Annotated in this window: 13 protein-coding genes and 2 pseudogenes; 6 read left to right on the forward strand and 9 right to left on the reverse strand. The window is 59.2% G+C overall.

Annotated features, from left to right (window positions below; genetic code table 11):
- Positions 1–134: 134 nt before the first annotated feature.
- The 4 genes from IVA93_RS30450 to IVA93_RS40875 all read left to right on the forward strand — a co-directional run bounded on the left by IVA93_RS30450 (position 135) and on the right by IVA93_RS40875 (position 3,695).
- On the forward strand, positions 135–830 hold the full coding sequence (locus IVA93_RS30450; protein WP_018458373.1) for an EscC/YscC/HrcC family type III secretion system outer membrane ring protein: 696 nt from the start codon (positions 135–137) through the stop codon (positions 828–830).
- Entirely contained in the window at positions 748–2,508 is a 1,761-nt protein-coding gene (locus tag IVA93_RS30455; RefSeq protein WP_247789310.1) for an integrase catalytic domain-containing protein, read from the forward strand. Before IVA93_RS30450 ends, IVA93_RS30455 begins: the two co-directional genes overlap by 83 nt.
- Positions 2,509–2,544: 36 nt before the next feature.
- The gene (locus IVA93_RS40870; protein ID WP_276577876.1) at positions 2,545–3,114 is read left to right on the forward strand and encodes a hypothetical protein; all 570 of its coding nucleotides are present in this window, start codon (positions 2,545–2,547) and stop codon (positions 3,112–3,114) included.
- A gap of 116 nt (positions 3,115–3,230) precedes the next feature.
- Positions 3,231–3,695, forward strand: a complete 465-nt coding sequence (locus IVA93_RS40875; protein ID WP_276577877.1) for an ATP-binding protein — start codon at positions 3,231–3,233, stop codon at positions 3,693–3,695.
- Here the strand turns inward: IVA93_RS40875 and IVA93_RS41285 are convergent.
- The 7 genes and pseudogenes from IVA93_RS41285 to IVA93_RS30490 form a co-directional block, all read right to left on the reverse strand.
- Positions 3,685–3,830: pseudogene (locus tag IVA93_RS41285) on the reverse strand (IS3 family transposase); the annotation flags it as partial. The gene IVA93_RS40875 and the pseudogene IVA93_RS41285 sit on opposite strands and share 11 nt — an antisense overlap.
- An 837-nt stretch (positions 3,831–4,667) precedes the next feature.
- Positions 4,668–6,791, reverse strand: a complete 2,124-nt coding sequence (gene sctV / locus IVA93_RS30465) for a type III secretion system export apparatus subunit SctV (protein ID WP_018458376.1) — start codon at positions 6,789–6,791, stop codon at positions 4,668–4,670.
- Complete coding sequence (locus tag IVA93_RS30470; RefSeq protein WP_018458377.1) at positions 6,772–7,215, reverse strand: tetratricopeptide repeat protein; 444 nt, start codon at positions 7,213–7,215, stop codon at positions 6,772–6,774. Before IVA93_RS30470 ends, sctV begins: the two co-directional genes overlap by 20 nt.
- Before the next feature lie 2 nt (positions 7,216–7,217).
- Positions 7,218–7,754 (reverse strand): hypothetical protein, encoded by a 537-nt coding sequence (locus IVA93_RS30475; RefSeq protein ID WP_247789311.1) that lies wholly within the window; start codon positions 7,752–7,754, stop codon positions 7,218–7,220.
- Positions 7,755–7,790: 36 nt separating this feature from the next.
- Positions 7,791–8,681, reverse strand: a complete 891-nt coding sequence (locus IVA93_RS30480; protein ID WP_018458379.1) for a SctD/MshK family protein — start codon at positions 8,679–8,681, stop codon at positions 7,791–7,793.
- Positions 8,682–8,807: 126 nt separating this feature from the next.
- A complete protein-coding gene (locus IVA93_RS30485) occupies positions 8,808–9,092 on the reverse strand; it encodes a hypothetical protein (RefSeq protein ID WP_247789312.1) in 285 nt (94 codons plus the stop codon).
- A gap of 67 nt (positions 9,093–9,159) precedes the next feature.
- Positions 9,160–9,345: a hypothetical protein gene (locus IVA93_RS30490; RefSeq protein WP_247290861.1), complete on the reverse strand. Its 186-nt coding sequence runs from the start codon at positions 9,343–9,345 to the stop codon at positions 9,160–9,162.
- A gap of 629 nt (positions 9,346–9,974) precedes the next feature.
- Between IVA93_RS30490 and IVA93_RS30495 the strand changes: the two genes are divergently transcribed.
- Entirely contained in the window at positions 9,975–11,864 is a 1,890-nt protein-coding gene (locus tag IVA93_RS30495; protein ID WP_247789313.1) for an HrpF/NolX family T3SS translocon protein, read from the forward strand.
- Between the two features lie 76 nt (positions 11,865–11,940).
- On the opposite strand, the gene IVA93_RS30500 is transcribed toward IVA93_RS30495, so the two are convergent.
- Positions 11,941–12,360 carry a transposase gene (locus tag IVA93_RS30500; protein ID WP_247385773.1) on the reverse strand — a complete coding sequence of 140 codons (420 nt, stop codon included), beginning with the start codon at positions 12,358–12,360 and terminating at the stop codon, positions 11,941–11,943.
- Between the two features lie 1,786 nt (positions 12,361–14,146).
- Here IVA93_RS30500 and IVA93_RS30505 point away from each other — a divergent pair.
- Positions 14,147–14,956 (forward strand): effector protein NopP, encoded by an 810-nt coding sequence (locus IVA93_RS30505; protein ID WP_247789314.1) that lies wholly within the window; start codon positions 14,147–14,149, stop codon positions 14,954–14,956.
- A 500-nt stretch (positions 14,957–15,456) separates the two neighbouring features.
- On the opposite strand, the pseudogene IVA93_RS30510 reads toward IVA93_RS30505, so the two are convergent.
- A pseudogene (locus tag IVA93_RS30510) lies at positions 15,457–15,952 on the reverse strand (transposase); the annotation flags it as partial.
- Positions 15,953–16,381: the final 429 nt, after the last annotated feature.

Genomic DNA, 16,381 nt, shown 5'->3' on the forward strand with positions numbered 1-16,381 from the left:
TAGCGGCTCAATGTCCTAGACAGGCCAGCTGACGACAAGCTGACGAGTTCGCCCGCACATCGCCATCTAAAGATCACGTTTCGCGTTCACGTACCGAACGTACTCCTGTTAGCTTAAGTCAAAGAGAACCATGAATGCTCATCCGATCCATAATCCCGCACGTTTTGAACGGAGTTCTGTGTGTCGCCGTTTTCGTTTCCGGCGGAACACAGATCGCGCGCGGCGCTCCCCTGTCGCTGCCCTCGACCCCTTATCGATATACGGTTCTGGATCAGGAGCTTTCTGCCGCGCTGCAGGAATTCGGCAACAACCTCAATATTAAAGTCACCATCAGCGCCGAGGTGAAGGGTCGGATTCGCGGGCACATGCCGGACCTGCCACCGCGCGAGTTCCTTGATCATCTGACTCAGGTCTACAATCTTCAATGGTATTACGATGGGCTCGTGCTTTACGTCTCTACCGCAAAGGAAGCGCAAACTCGTCTGCTTCTGCTAACTTCAATCAGCTGCGACGCGCTCAAGGCAACCCTCGATGCGCTCGCCATTTCCGACGAACGCTACATCATGAGATCGGCTCCGGGAAGTGGCCTAGTCCTTGCGTCCGGTCCACCGCGCTTCATCGCACTCGTGGATCAGACGCTCAATGGTCTTGTGGCGGAGGCGCAGGCGCGACCTCGCTCCGTCGAGATGCCGTCTCGGGAATCTGTGCTGATGTTATATCGCGGCGCCTCCGCGACGATCGTTCGGGATGGGCGAACTGAAGGCCCGTACTCTTCAGACCTGCCGCGTCGGGAGGGTACCTTGCCTGCGCAAGGGCCGGGCCCAAGATGATACCGCTCAATCAGCCGTTACGCGGGGTGTGCAAGGAGGCTGGACCGATCGTCTGATCAGACGCCGCACAAGCGGGGCGAGACGAACGTGTCGTAAATCGGCTCCAGAACACGAGAATTGTCGCTGCGCGACCTTGTCCACCAGTATCGGGATATCCGGTGGTAGTGTGCGGGAGGTTCTGCAAAAGCTAGCGGCTGAAGCGGTCATAGTAAATCCGGTGCTTGCGAAGATCACCGCCCCTAGCGGAGCAAGCGATCGGGTGTGCGGCAAGCGGCTCAAGGTGATGATCCCGACCTTGCTGCCGGCGCTGGAGCAACATGGCAGATTGCAGCTTGGCCAACCGGACCGTGATCGTGTTCTGGTCATCAGCGCCGCAACCATCGATCGCCTACTCGTCGCTGTGAAGATCGCGGCGAGCGGCGGCAGGCGGCGCCGTGCCGGATTTTATTCGGCAATCCGGCGCGAGGTCCCGATCCGCACCTTCAATGACTGGAACAGCCCGCCGCCCGGTTTCTGCGAAGTTGATATGGTCGCCCATGGCGGCACGTCGGTGGCTGGCTCGTTCATCCAGACCTTGACGATGGTCGATGTCGCCACGGGCTGGACGGAGTGCCTGCCGTTGGTGACGCGGGAAGGCTCGCTCGTCGTTGAGGCGATCAATCGAGCACAGAGCCTCTTCCCTTGGCTCTTGCGCGGGGTGGACTTCGACAACGACAGCGCCTTCATGAACGATGTCGTTGTGCCATGGTGTCGCGAACAGAAGCTCGAAGTCACACGCTCGCGCGCCTACAAGAAGAACGATCAGGCGTTCGTCGAGCAGAAGAATGGTGCCGTCGTCCGTCGCCTGATGGGCTACGGCCGCTTCGATGGCGTCGAGACGGCCCGTGTGATGGGCCGCCTCTATGCGGCGGCACGGCTCTACGTCAACTTCTTCCAGCCGTCGTTCAAGCTGAAGGAGAAGCGCCGCGAAGGGGCTAAAGTGATCAAACGCTATCATCTCCCATCAACGCCCTATGAGCGTGCATTGGCGCATCCCAAGGTGACCGCGGCCGTGAAGAAGCGGCTGCGCGATCAGTATCGCTCGCTCGATCCCGTCGCGCTGTTGGCCGAGATTCGCGCGACCCAGGACAAACTCGGCAATCGCGTCGATCGTCGTGCCGGACAGGTGCGCCGCCTGCAATCCGCCAGCACGAGCACCGCGCCAGCCACCACAGCCACTTTTGCGAAGACGCTCGGCAAGACGACGACGTCCGGCGAGTCACGTGCCACACACCGGCGCACCCGTCGGCCCTATAAAACCAGGGTTCGCATGCCGTCCAAGCTCGACCCGCATATTGCTGCGATCGAGGGCTGGCTCGGTACGCAACCGCCGTTAACTGCACTCGCCATCGTCGACCGGCTGAGGGAGAAACACCCCGAGGAGTTCGGGACGAGACAGCATTCGATCGTGCAGCGTCTGCTGAGGGCGCTTAGACGGAAGATGGCCGAGCAGTTGTTCGCGAAGGAGCCGCTTGCGGACGCCACGACTGCTGCCCCATTGCCCGGGGTTGTGGACGGCTCGGGCTATGTAGGGCCCGACCCGCCCACAGCCCCTCTCATCGAGCAAGCCGGAAAAGCCACTTGGCGCGGCCGATCAGTCGAGGTCGCATCGACCAGTGCAATGGCGCCATCAGGGTAACATTCGCTGATGCGGCAATACGGGGGGTCCACTCCAATGCCGAACGCCACCCGTGTCAGCCACGACGGGCTCGTGTGGATCAGTGGGAACTATTACAGCATACCCGACCATACGCGGCGCAGTGTCGAGGTGCAGCAATTGCCCGATGTAATCCCATTCTCGATCAAGCGCAATCGTTGCCGTCCATCCCGTTCTAGAGAAGGCCGCCGGCGAACTCGCGTCGCGCCCGAGCATCGACAGGCGGTCAACCGGTCTAGGTCGCGACCAGGCGTATCCGAAGCCCTCGTCGATCGGGCCGGCGATCACATGCCAAGGCGGTCGCTGGGTGTTACCGAGGTGTCGCAAGCGCCTCCCCCAATCGGAAGGCCGGCCATAACCATCCACGCGCAGCCGGCAGCGATCGACAGCGTCAAGAAAGGCCTAGTCGCACTCAACATGCCAGGTGCGCTCAGAATGACACCACGCTGCGGCGGATTGAAAGAGGGTGAGGTCACCTGGATTGAGGCGCTCGAAACGCTTATCGAGGAGCTGACCGTGCGCGACAGTCGCGGTGTCAGCACCGCGGTGAGAATGTCTCGCCTGACCACGGTCAAAAAGGCTCGCTAGCTTCGACTTCGCATTCCAGCTCGATCGCAATCGCATTCTGGCGCTTGCCCAATTGAAATTCATCTGCTTGCGACACCGGCAAGAGCGATCTCACGACGGCACTCGCGGTCGAGGCCGTGAAGGCGGGAAAGAGCGTCGCGTTCGCCACGATCGCGGACATTGTGACGACCACCGTGCGCGAGCACCTGCGGTTCCTCGCCCGCGCCTCCCTCCTTGTCGTCGACGAAATCGGTTACCTCCCGGTCGCGCCTGGCGGCGGCAATCTGTTCTTCCAGTTGGAAGACGCCCGCTATGACAAGGGCGCGATGATCCTCAATTCAAACTGGCCACAGCAGTGCTTGATGGACTGCTTCCCCACGCAATTGTTATCACATCGAGGGATCGAGCTATCGGCTCCGCCAGCACGCCGCTCTCGTCCCGGAAAACGTCCGCTCGCCAACCCACCGCAGCCCAAGCGCCGCGGCCGCCCGCCTGGAAGGACCAATGACCTAGCGGCTGATCCCCGAAGCACAATCGCCGCCACCCAGGGAAATCTGGACATTCTCACGGAAAGTTCGCTGCCCGTTGACAGAGGTCCATGATCGCCACCAGGTACAACAGCCATCTGCAGTCGAAACGTAAGTGATGTCGGCGAGCCAGATCCGGTTCGCTGCTGCGGCCCTAAAGTTGCGATCGATGAGGTTTGGCGCGATCGGCAGGCCATGACGGCTGTCGGGAACGCGGTGCGGCCTGGCCATCATGGCGCCGATGCCTTGCCGATGCATTAGGCATTCGATCCCGCCACGGCTGGCGCCAGGTCCCTGTGCCCGCAGCGCGGCATAGACCCGTGGGTTGCCGTCCCCGAGCGCCGCTGTCCTGATGAGATATCAGTCGAGAGCGCAGCATTGGTCGTCGTGCGTGCTCTGTCCGGACGCTCGCGCCAGGCGTGATAGCCGGCCGGCGAGACCTCGAGCAAGAGACAACAGAACCAATACGTCCGCTACTATTAGCTATGCCCGGGTCACTTGTGTAGGGCGGCAGCGCCAGCGCAGCGGCCGGGTGCTTGCATTGCGCGATATCGTGCACCGATCGTTGCGGACAACGTGATTTGGTCCGCGCAATCGGAATAGCTGCGCTGACGCGATTGCTTGTATTGCGGTTGTGGCTCACGAAGCGTCCCACGTTCTCAAGTTAACGCATTTAGTCTTGAGCGCATATAGGTTGCAGGTCCAGGCAGACGTTGACGAGCAATCAATGCGAGGCGCTTTCGCATCGACACGCAAGACCGATCCGCTGCATTGATCTTCCGAGCATTTTTGCTTCAACGCGTCGCGCAAAGCTCCTGGTTAGGAGTCCGGCCGATCGCGCACTCAATGCGTTCGCGCATAGCTGGATCGATATCTTTGGCGCCGAGCAACTTTGGCGCCGGCCGCTCTTGCATTTGAAGAGCTGGTCTATCCCAGCTAGCGCAACTGCAGAGCCCCAGAGTGGCGAAGAGAGCCGAGCACGAAAGCAGACAAAATGAACCCAAGCGCCACCGCGCTGCCTTACGAGGTGAATTCATGCGGTCCTTCTTAAATTGACTGCTGCGCCTGTGAATCGGGCGCAAGGAGCGTGTTGCTGAGTTCCTCGGACGGGGCGTCGTCGTCCTTTGCAGCTGCGAGTGTAATGGATCCAACAGGCTGGATTGTGAAGTCCGAGGCAAGGTCCTGATAGGATAGAACAGCAAGATCGATCCCATTACGGGTGAGAAAGCCGCGGACAAAGCGTCGAATATCCATCGAAGCAAGGATAACCGGCTTGATCTGCGCCCGAACTACGTTCGAATGGATGTGACGCATTTTTGAGAGCAGCGCCTCGCTTTGCCCGTCGCTCAAAACCAAGTAGGGTCCTTTGGCAGTCTCTCGAACCGCGCTGCGCACGATATCCTCGGTTTGACGCTCGATGATAAAGACCGGCACGACGCGGTGTGCGTTGGCATACCGGTGGCAGATTTGCCGTCTCAGACCGGAGCGAACATGTTCCGTGAGCAAGACGACGTTTTGTTCACGTCCGCTCCATTCGGCCAATGCCTCCAAGACCAGCCGTGTGTTCCGGATCGGAATACCCTCCTCCAGGAGGCGCCGCAAGACGTCGGCTACTTTAGGGACCGGCGTCGTACGCAACACCTCCTTGACCAGATCGGAATATTCGGTCTCCATGCGGGCCAGCAACTGGCGCGTCTCCTGGATACCCACCAAGCACTGTGCATAGCGGGTCAACGCCGAATGGACGCGCAAGGCCAGGATTTCAATGGGACGGTGGTGCCCGATACCGGCTGCTTTGAGAGCCGGTGCATTGCTCTGTTCAATCCAGATTTGATCCGTCTCCCGGTCATGCCGAAACGGGATGCCACTCAATTCAATGTTGGCCGGATCGTCGTGGAGTGCGAGCTGGGTTGGATCAATTAACTCCTGCTCGACGGGCACGCCCTCGACATCCACCCTGTACTGCAGGTCTGGCAAGCGCTCGTCGACCTCGATGGGGATGCGCGGAATTGTGATGCCGAGATCAGACGAGATCAGTCCCGAAACGCGTGCAATGTGCTGTTGCAATTCTTCTTTGTCGATCGCCCGTGTCAGACTTGACGCAAGGAACAACGCGATGGGAAGCGCCTCCGCAGGCACGATTTCCTTGTTAGACTCTGTGGGAGCCGGGCGAGAGACATCAGCGCTTTTCTTGCCGCTTTGGGTCCCACCGTCGGCAAAGCTCGCTGCCGCAAAGACTGCAGCCAAGACGAGAAAGACAGGGAGCGGAAAACCCGGAATAGCCCCCATTACAACGAGGACGCAGGCAGACAGCCGCAATGCGTGCGAGTTTGCTGTGAGCTGGTTAACGATGTCGGTCCCAAGATTGAGCCTTACGACCCCATTTACACGAGTGATGATTGTCGCAGCTGTAATCGAGAGCAGCAGCGAGGGAATTTGTGAGATTAACGCATCACCTATGGTCAGCAGGGTATATTGATGCAGCGCCGCCTGGAAAGACATGCCCTTGGAGAGCAGGCCGATCGTGATCCCGCCCAGCATGTTGACGCAGATAACCACCAATCCTGCGATGGCGTCGCCCTTCACGAATTTCATGGCGCCATCCATAGCCCCGTAAAGCTGGCTTTCTTTCTCCAATGTAGCGCGCCGGCTGCGGGCTTCGTTCTGATCGATATGGCCATTGCGCAATTCCGCATCGATTCCCATCTGCTTGCCTGGCAGAGCATCGAGCGTGAACCGCGCCGCCACCTCCGCCACGCGTTCAGCCCCCTTGGCCACGACGATGAACTGCACCATGGTCACGACTAAAAATATGACAATACCAACGACGATATTCCCCGATATGACGAAATCACCGAACGTGCGAATGATGCTGCCCGCATCCCCCTCAGCCAAGATCAGCCGCGTCGTTGATACGGTGAGCGCCAGACGGAATACCGTGGAAATCAGAATGACGCCTGGCAAGGACGAGAAATCAAGTGGAGTGCTAATATAGAGAGCGACCATCAGCAGCAATATGGCGAAGCCCAGATTGAAGCCGACGAGCGTATCGATCGCCACTATCGGGATCGGCATGATCATCATGCCGACCGTCAGAAGCAGCATCAACGCGACCATCAAATCGGAGCTGGCCGACGCGCGCGCAATGATCTTACGCAGGACGCTGGTCATGGGGACCTTCCGATCGTTGATTGATCAGGCCAGTGCCGTCACGCAACGAGACATAGCGTTGGAAAGCGGCGAGCGCCTCGTCTATGAGGCCGGCCCGCCGCAGGGCGTGGCTACGCAACAGCATCAAAGAGATACGCGCCGAGGGTTCGTCATCAAGTGTGTTCAGCCTATCTATGACCTGCAACGCCTCACCTCCGAGACCTTCCAAGATGAGGGCATAGGCGAGAATCCGTAATAGATCGACATCTCGCGAGTCCTTGCCGACGATGAGTCGTAAGAGAGCCACGCATTCTGCGCTCTGCCCACATGCAAGGTGAAGATAGGAAAGTGTACAGAGCAAATCGCGCTCCTGCCCGGAACTCAGTGAGTCGTTATCGGATTTGGAAACGTTGGTCGTCCGTTGCGCTCCATCGGAGTTGAACATTGTTAGGCTTCGATCAAGCTATTCCGATTCCGGCGGAGCAGCGCTAGCCAGTGCAGTCCCTGCCGTAGGACGACAATACCGCCCCCAGCTATCGGATCCGCAGGCGCGGCCGCCAGCTTATGGACGAGACCTTCCAGAACACTGCTATACCGCTCCGCCCGCAGCATGTCCGGATGACGAAGGCTTGGCGTGACGAAGGAGAGTAGATCGTGCGCGATATCGCGCCCGTAGAGCGATGCCATCCCAGCGCGTTGCTCGAGCTCATAAATGCGAGTGCGCATCTCGTTGAGACTGACACGCCCGACTGCATCAATACCTTTGGCCTCCGATGCGGCTTCGATCGCTAGATCCAGCGGCATATAGCGCGTGTTCAGCTCGCCCCAGATCGACGCCAGCTCCTTCTCGCCGTTTGCACGAGCGCCGTCCGCCTCACCTTTATTGGGTTGGATGGTCGGCCCTATCACTGGTTGATGATGGTGCTCGCTGAGTCTCTGCGAAGCAGTGCCAGGCCCGACATCGTAGCGGGACACCTTTGACATGACGATCTCCTTATCCTTCCTTCGGGCCCGGAAACCCTAATACGGAACGGCAACAACGCGGCCATTGCGGCTTAGCAGCACACGCCCATCCTCGATTCGAGTGACCGCCCATCCGTCGGCCAAGAGAGCGCCGACGAAATACTTCTGCCCACCGACAAGGAGATAGGGCTGAGGTCCGCGCGAAACAGCTTCGATCGCGATTGAGGATGGCTGCTTTTCCTCCTTGACGATCACTCCGTTCACCAGTGTCACCGCACCGTATGTACGACCATCGAACCATTGCTGGAGCTCCTGCCATTTCGCAACGGTTGCAGGCGTGACTTTTCCCTCAGCGCTAACAAAACCCGGCCCCGAACCAACCCTGATATCGAGCAGGCCCGCCTTATCAATTTCCTGTTTCAGCACTTCGGCCGCAGCCTGAGCTCGCCGATCGTCAGGCCGGTTCATACCCAGCTTGGGTACAAGCTCTGCGGCAGGCGGAGCAATGCCGGTCGGTGCACTTCCGCTGGCTTTGAAGAAAATCGTCGAGAGACTGCCTACGCCAAGAAAGCTGAGGAGCACGAGGGCGAGAGCTGAGATCCAAACGCGCGAGAGGCTGATCGACCGAGCCTCAATCGCATTCTGCATCGACCAGCGAATAGACATGGCGCCCGCACGAATGACGGCGGGAAGAAAAAGAACAACACGCTCACCTGCGGCGATATCCCCTTCGCCCTCTGGGGTGCTTACGGTCGCAAGAGCCTCAAGCTCGATTGAATTGCCAACGAGGGTGATACGTAGGTGATGCGGCTCAAGCCCTTGTTCGACGAAAACCATATCCGCGTCGAGGCCGCTACCGATAAGACTCGTTCCGACAGCCGCCTTCCCGCTTAGCCCAGCATAAGGTCCCGACAGTACCTCGAAATGTAAGGAGGCGGCCTCATTCACGGACAATTCTCCGAACTATGAGGAGCACGGCAGGGCGATTGGTCGCACGACTCATTCCTAGGCCGCACCACTCACATCACCCCGACGACGGGAACGGCGGGGCGAGATTCGCCCCGCCTTTCACCGTTATCCGTTGACGCGCTCGCTGGCCGCCTTCCTCTCACTCGAGAGCTCGGTCGTCAGTGCACGCAACTTTATGTCCTGCACCATGGCCTGCTGGTTAACCGCCTTCAATTCGTCGATCAGTTTCTCGAAAGTACCCGTCCCACCAACGTTATCGGTCGCCGAGTTACCGACGCCGGGACCCGCGGACTTGGTATCAGTCTTGCTAGCAGTCTTGCTATCAGTCTTGCTATCATGGGAGTCGTGGACACCACCAGTAGAAGGGCTAGTAGAGCTTGTTTTGGTCATATCGCTTCACCTTCCGTTTTTTTGCTGCCATCAATGGCAACACTCCACTGACGTCGAAGAACCGGCGTCAGGTATCCTCTTCTGTTTCAGCTATAGCTTCGCGAAGATTTGACATGTTTCGCTCCATCGCCTGCATCGCGACGTTGGCAAGAACCGAACCGAACGCCGATTCGAACTTCTGACGATCAGCTACCGACTGCGAGCTGCCAGTGTCAGAATTGGTATGGATCACGCCTTCGATTGCCCCGGCCATCTGGTGCCTCTCACTTCAGTTCCGCCAAAACGGTGGTATCACCACCGAGCGATTCACATTGCTCACGCTACTGGGACTAGCTGTCGAGAAGCTGACGAGAATGAGAACAACCTCACTATCGTCAAGTGAACCCAGCTGAGAGCGCGCATTCGCAGGTACATGCCGCGACTGCCACCGCGCGAATTTCTCGGCCCCACTTTCAATCTCTACATAATGCCGACGAGCGCCAGATCGCGGCGTCGGCCCAACGCACCTCATCACATTGCTCGATCAGCAATGGTGTGATGGCAAGTCAGAGGCAAAACCGCGCGCAGTTGGAAATGCTACCGCGGGAATCGGTGGTGATGTTGTTTCGTGGCCCCACAGCGATCGTCACTCGGGACTGACGACCGCAGGCACCTGCTTTGCGAAAGCGTCAGAGCAGCGTCGTGCCTGCACATGCTCTGAGCCGGAGATGAGTTTCATGAGCACGATGACGCCTCTCCGGGATGTTAAGACGACCGACATTGGCTCGTCCTGCTCCGTCTAAAAGTCGTCAGCTTCTCGAAAGCTCGCCCCCTTAACGTGAAAGCCTCGATCTTACGATGTCGATGCCAAGTATTTACCGCAATGGAATGGAAATGAACCTAATGCAGCTCAACAGCGTTTCGCTGCCCGCCAGTGCAGATCCAGCTCTGTTCGGGCTTGTTCCGGGGGCTTCGTCGGCCTTGGGATCATCCGCGCAGACCCCCGGCCAGATTCGGGAAGGCGAACCTTCGATGTTCGAGGCGATGGTGTCCATCTGCTCGCGGGAAGAGAAATCCGACGTTCCCTCCACGCCACCGGATCTGCTGCAATCAGAGCGACAGATCCCGCAGGATTCGCTGGACCAGTTGTCAGCGCACTCGAAGGCGGCGATCGAGGCGGTGATGAAGGATCCGGTTTTTTCTTCCTCAGTCGATTCCTCCTCGGTCGATTCCTCTTCGGTCGATTCCTCTTCGGTCGACACCCCTGGTGCAGACGCATCGTCGACGGCTGCTCCATCGCCTGACGTACCGAGCACTCCAATGCCAAGCTCTAGGATCACGTGGAACGGCGGCACGCTCACCAATGCCGAGTTGCAGATCGTGGCAGTGCTGAACCGGCACAAGGACCAATGCCCACTCAGCTGGGACTCGCTGGCAGCCAAGGCCAGCGATCCATCGACGCCCCCGGATCTGAAGGAGGCGATCGAAGGATTGCGACGCGATCCAGAGCTCTTCTATGCGATTGGCTCCCAAGGGGACGGCCGCTGCGGCGGCAAGATCAAGGCCAAGGATCTGTCAGAGTTTTCCGCCAGCCATTCGCAGGTTGCTACATTCCAGGAGCAGCAAGCGCAAAGCTACGAGCAGAACTATATTCCATCCGACGGCACCTCGAATGGACAAGCATCGGTCATGACGTTGAATGATGCATTGCGCGAGCTTTACAAGTATTCTGACTACCTGCCCAAGAATTTGAGCCTGGACGATTTCAAGCGGATCGTCGACGGCAAAGCCGACATCGGTAAGTGTCCGCCTCAGCTGATCGCGGCGGCTCAACACTTCCTCGAGCACCCGGACGCCTGGGAGCAGTTGTGCGGTGGTGCGACTGATAAAATCCACAAGGAAGACTTCTTGCAAGTCGCCTCCTCGTCGATGAATTCCACGCAAAGCGAGCTGAACACGCTCGACACGATCAACAAGAATCAGAACGCCTTCTTCGGGGACGGTGACCTGACACGACACAAGTTGGCGAGTATGGTCGAGGACAAGACTCTCGACCCGAAGATACGAGAAGCGGCATCGCAACTGCTCTCGGACCCGATCTTGTTCCGTTTGCTAAACAATTCGATTACGGGCTACAAGACCCATCAGGAGTTCTTCGATTTAGGCGGCGGGCATACGGTCGACTCCGGTAATATCAGCAACAACGACTTCAGGCATTTCTATAGCAACATGTCACCTGCGAACCATACCGTTCAGCAGATCAAGACCGATGTCCCCAAGACCGCCGCTGAACAAAATGCAGTCACAGACATGTTGATGGGGGTATCCGACCAACCCGATGTCGCGTCTCCGAAGAAGAATGGCGGGGTCCTCATGCATGCGGTCGATGACGTAGCCAAGGTGGGCTCGAAGGTGCTCGACTGGGAGGCCACGGCAGTAGGCCTGCTCGGCGTCATTCCGGGACTGGGCGAGTTGGCCGATGGCATATCGATGGTGCTCGAGCTCGAGTCGCAAGCATTGAGCCTTCTGCATACGGGCATTAGCGGAGGTGATATGAAACAGGCTCTGAAAGAGGTTGGCCTTAATCTTGCGGGGCAGGCCATTAGCTTTGTTGCTGGGCCCGAGGTCAAATTCGCGCTGCGCGAGGGCCTCGCAAAGGAGATGCTCGAACAGACCGTGCAGTTCGGCCTCGATACGGCGATCTCGAAAGTGCAGTCCTATGCCGAGGACCATTTGGACGACCTGAAGGCACGCCTTACCGAGCCCATGCAGGCCGCAGGCGTTCCGAGTTAGGTCGCTACGCCGCCGTCGTCTCAGAAGGTGGCCTGAAAGGCCAGTTGCGGGTAAGGTGCGATTCGTATCTACCTTTTCAGGGACGGACGCTTGCAACTTCTGCGCCGCTCGACAGTACGGCCTCGAGAAAGTCGGTATGTGCCACGTCATCAGGGCGAAGCCGCCGCTCGGCAAGCGGCGGAAGAACGCGCGCTGCACTCGAGGCGCACCCCACGCGCGATGAAAGTCGCCTGTAAAAGCCGCCGAGCGCGGTGTCTGTACGGCCCACGGTTACGGCAGCAAGGCGCAGAATTGCCGCCGCCCTACCGCCGGATCCGCGCGTTTGGGACGAGAGCATTCTGCCGCCGGAGACCTTGTCGTTCGGCGCCAGTCCCAGCCAGGAGGTAAAATGCTTTGCACTTCGCCACGAGGAGAGGTCGTCGCCCCATTCAGCGATCAGCTTCAGCGAGAGGTAAGGACCGAGGCCGTCGAGCGTGGTGATGTCCTTTCCGAGCAACGGAACAGCGCCACGCGGACGTTCGTAAGCTAGAGCGTTCGCCTGATCGGTTCGATTCCGACGCGCCTTCAACACGGCTTCGATCCGGGGCGTCGCAGACAGATGCTTTCTCGTGGTAGGCGTCCTAAAGCGCAAGTGCCTGCTCGAGCGCAAACAGACGCTCGGCGCGATAGCTTCCGGTGAGCGCGTTCACGATCGTCTCCGCGCTAGCGTGGCAACTGTAATGGCGCAAGCACGCCAGCGCCTCAGGATCGCGCGGATGAGGCGCAGCCGGTGGCGCCGGTGATGTCGGCGACATGTGGTGGAGTTGAAGATTATCTCCGTCAAGGCCTTGTGCATATGCTTGATGTGGGAGGCCGCGTACCCAATCAGACGCTCGCGCTGGCGCACGTAGGCTCGCAGCTCCGCAATCTGTCCTTTGGGCCGAAAGCTGGCTCGCGACAGCCCAAACGAACGGAGCCGCTGCAGCCACTGCGCATCGGTGATATCGGGCTGCCTCGAGCATCGGCACCACTTCTGACTCAAAACACATCGGCCAACCGGTCCGGCCGGCGACGGCCGCGCCACCCTTCTTCTGCGATGGTAGGCGGGGTTGTTCTGGGTCCGATACGCGGTTGACGGACTAAACGACGCCTTGGCGGCGGCCACTGGCGGGCTGACGGTACTTCGTGTAGAGCCTTCTGTCGTTGCCGCCCGTGATGCAAGAAGTTTCTGACCCGTTCGGCGTGTGGACGATGCGCTCTTCTGTCAGGCCTTCCTTTACGGCGTCCTCAGAAGCCGCTGGCCGGTATGGTGATCCGCGGATCAAGTCCAATTCTCATCTCCGAGCACCTCGGCTCTTCAGCTCTAACTGGTTTTCCTGATCCAGATCTGTTCGATCGTTCCGCCCATTAGGGTCGTCCCCTTCTCACACCCTTCACCAACGTCAGGCTATTTCGTGCTGCATTCATCATGATGCCGTCACCTCCTGCGCTGGGTTCCGATAATCCACCTTCCGGGTGGCCATGGCCCAAATCGTCCGAGCCATCTTGGTCGCGAAGGCGATCGCCACGAGCAGTGCGCGGCTTCCGCGAGAGCGCTTCGGCGAGCACAAGAGCTGCGTTTGCGCTCAGGTAATCTACCACTTCGCCGGCGGCCAGACCGTCGTCCGCCACTGATCCAGCAGAGCTGGCTCGAGACCGGAAGACGAGCCGCGGGCGTGGTAGTCGATGGCTCAGCTCCGGCTGCCTGTCTTCTCGACTCGGCTTCGGAAGGCGGAGCTTCCATGAGTTCGAGCACGGCGCGCCCCTTCCTACGCCAACCGCCGTTCAGGCGCTCGTCGAACGGCAGTGCCACGTAGTAGGCGACGTCATCCGGAGTCACTCTCGCGATCGCGTTGCGCGCCACGCGCCCACCATCCAGTCGACACTGCGTGCAGTTCGCTGCCTCGGACTGGGAGTGCCACCAGGTCGAGCAAGCCATCCAGCGCACGAGACGCTCGGGCGGCGGTGGAAGTCGCTTTCCTCGCGGCGAGCTCGACGCCTCGGCGGGTCCGAGTGCCCCGCATCATGTTCCCCTTGCGACGTGCCGCTTGCACCAGTCCAGCACCTCCTCGCCTCGTGCTGGGTGGATAACGTGGAAGCCTGCATCGCGCAACGCCTCGACGATACGCGGTCGAGCTGCCCAAAGGGGTCGGATTTTCCCTTTATGCGCTGGCGTCAGCTTACGGACAGCTAAGCTGTCTATCAATCGGGTAAGGTCTAACGACCTGAAGCAATGCAAGACGTATGATCCAGGTGCAGTCGTCATGTACGGTCGAGTTAACAATTGGCCCGATATTCCGGCCGAAGAAAGATATCATCGGGCAGCAAACGCTGAGGAAGCGGGTGCCGAAAGCCAGGGCTTCGCGGATGCGTTCGCTAGAACGCGATTGCAGGAGTCCGCTGGCAGCTCACCTTCGCAACCGAGTTATTCCCTCGTTCGAAAACCTCCTGTGGTCGAGATCGACAGAGCTACCTTCAGGACAGAAGTGAGGACCTTTCATGGCGACGCAATCAACCGCATCGCCAACAATCCACACGAGTACTCGGAATTTGTATCCGCAAGAGCTAAGCGCACAGCAGAGGTCGCTAAGGAATACGGTATCAGAAGAGATTCAGAAGACGCCCGATATTACAGCTACCAATTAGGAAATGTGAGCGTTGGCCTCCAAAGAACGGAGGCCGGATTCAACATGACTGAGTTCGAAAGCGATAAGTGGCGAAAACAGTTCCCTGGACGAAGTGAAGTCACCTCAATTGTTGATTTTCAGGTTGCTCATCCGCTTGTCGCGAACGCCGGCGATATTCTGCTCGAACATCAACTTCGGCAAGACGGCGAACGACCATTGGTGAACTGGCGTCCTGCTAATGCAGAAGCGAAGGCCCGCGCAGAGACAATGGGCTTCGTTGAAGTGGACGAGGACGACATGGTACTTGACCCCACTCAGTCCGCCCAGTGGACAAAAAACAGCCTCGGTGAATGGCAGCGCGCAACTCAATCTCAGCTTTATCTCTCCAAGGTCGATAGTGATACTGAGGTTGCAGCAGATTCCGAAGAGGATGGTGACTTTATGTAATGCCCAGATCCGCAGGCATTCATGTTTGGGCAGGCGGTGGAGCAAGGAGCGCAGGCAAACGGAGAGCTGCGGCACGGTCAAGCCTCAGCCGAGCGAAACCGACAATTCGACTGGATCCGCGAGGTACTTTGTAACAAGGCACCAATGTTCACCATCAGGCCCGTCCGAAGTGATTTCGCCGTTTGATGCGCCAATCTGAGGGAGATAGGGTGTCTCGGCCAATTCGGTCGAAGACACCAAATCAGGAGAGATGTCGAGCGAATTGAGCCACAGCAGCCATGCGCTCTGATCCTGGCGCTAAGCTCTGCGCCGCTGCCGCCGACCTTAAAGGACGGACGTGTTGACCGGCGCGATGTGGCCCGTCCTGAACCGGCTTAATGCCAGATGCGATCTCGACAAGCTTGTGTGCGGCGGCTTCGGAGCCAAGCTAGCCTGATCGGCTCAAATCTCATCAGGCTTGGACTGACTCGCTGCCGCCAAGCATCGCGGAATCGTCGCCGCTAAGAAGGCGGTTTGAGCGCCTGCGGCCGGACACCTGCTTGCCAGAGGATGATCAGGATTGATGTCAGCAAATCCCTCAGCCAGGTGATCACGCGGCGGAGGTTGTGGCTGACGGCGGTGAGGATGACGTTGCTGGCATCGCTCTCACGCCCCTTGGGATCGCAGCGGCCGAGGTGGCCGTCGCTCTTCATGTGGCCAATGATGGGCTCGATGGCTGAACGGCGCCGGAGCTCGCGCTCGATGACGCCGAAGACGCCCCGTTCTGCCCGGTGATGAAGACGCGGCGCGGTCTATCGGTGTTGCGGCCGCGACGATGCCGGGCAGTGCGCGAGCGTGCACCACGAACTAGCCGCCCGGCGCGCGGCCGTTGGTGGTGACGATCGAGGCCTTGACGCCGAACTCGTAAGGCGCTGCCGCCTTGCCTTTGCGGATGTACTCGACCTCGGGCGCATGGAAGGAATAGAGCTTCCTGCGCTGCCGCTGCTGTTGCGATCCGCGCATGTCAATGGTCGTGCTGAAGCCTTCGCCGTGTTCGATCTGGGGGCAGCACCGGGAAAGCCGCTATGGCCAGGCTCATCGACTTCGGCCGGGGTCTCGGATCAGGGGGAAAGGTGCGGGATGGGTCACCAGGAAACCTGAGAGATCCCGTTGTTGTCCACATGGAAACCCCGCGCGGAGCGCCGGCGTTAACAACGCTCCTGGCGCCATGTCCGGACTTTGTGGCGCGTCAATCAACGTGAGACAAGGCGGCCAAGTTAAGCGATAATTGACGCTGGCCGCCGGCTTGGCAAGCGCTGATTGACACTGCGCGACAATGAAGCGGTACTGCCGTATGCCTCATGGAGGAGTGTTCCCGAAGAAGCGATCGTTGGCTCATTTATTTTGCTCCCGAGATGACGGACGGCCGGTACCTGGGAGGCCGGT

The sequence above is a fragment of the Bradyrhizobium sp. 155 genome (assembly GCF_023101105.1).
In the GTDB taxonomy this organism is placed as follows: domain Bacteria; phylum Pseudomonadota; class Alphaproteobacteria; order Rhizobiales; family Xanthobacteraceae; genus Bradyrhizobium; species Bradyrhizobium canariense_D.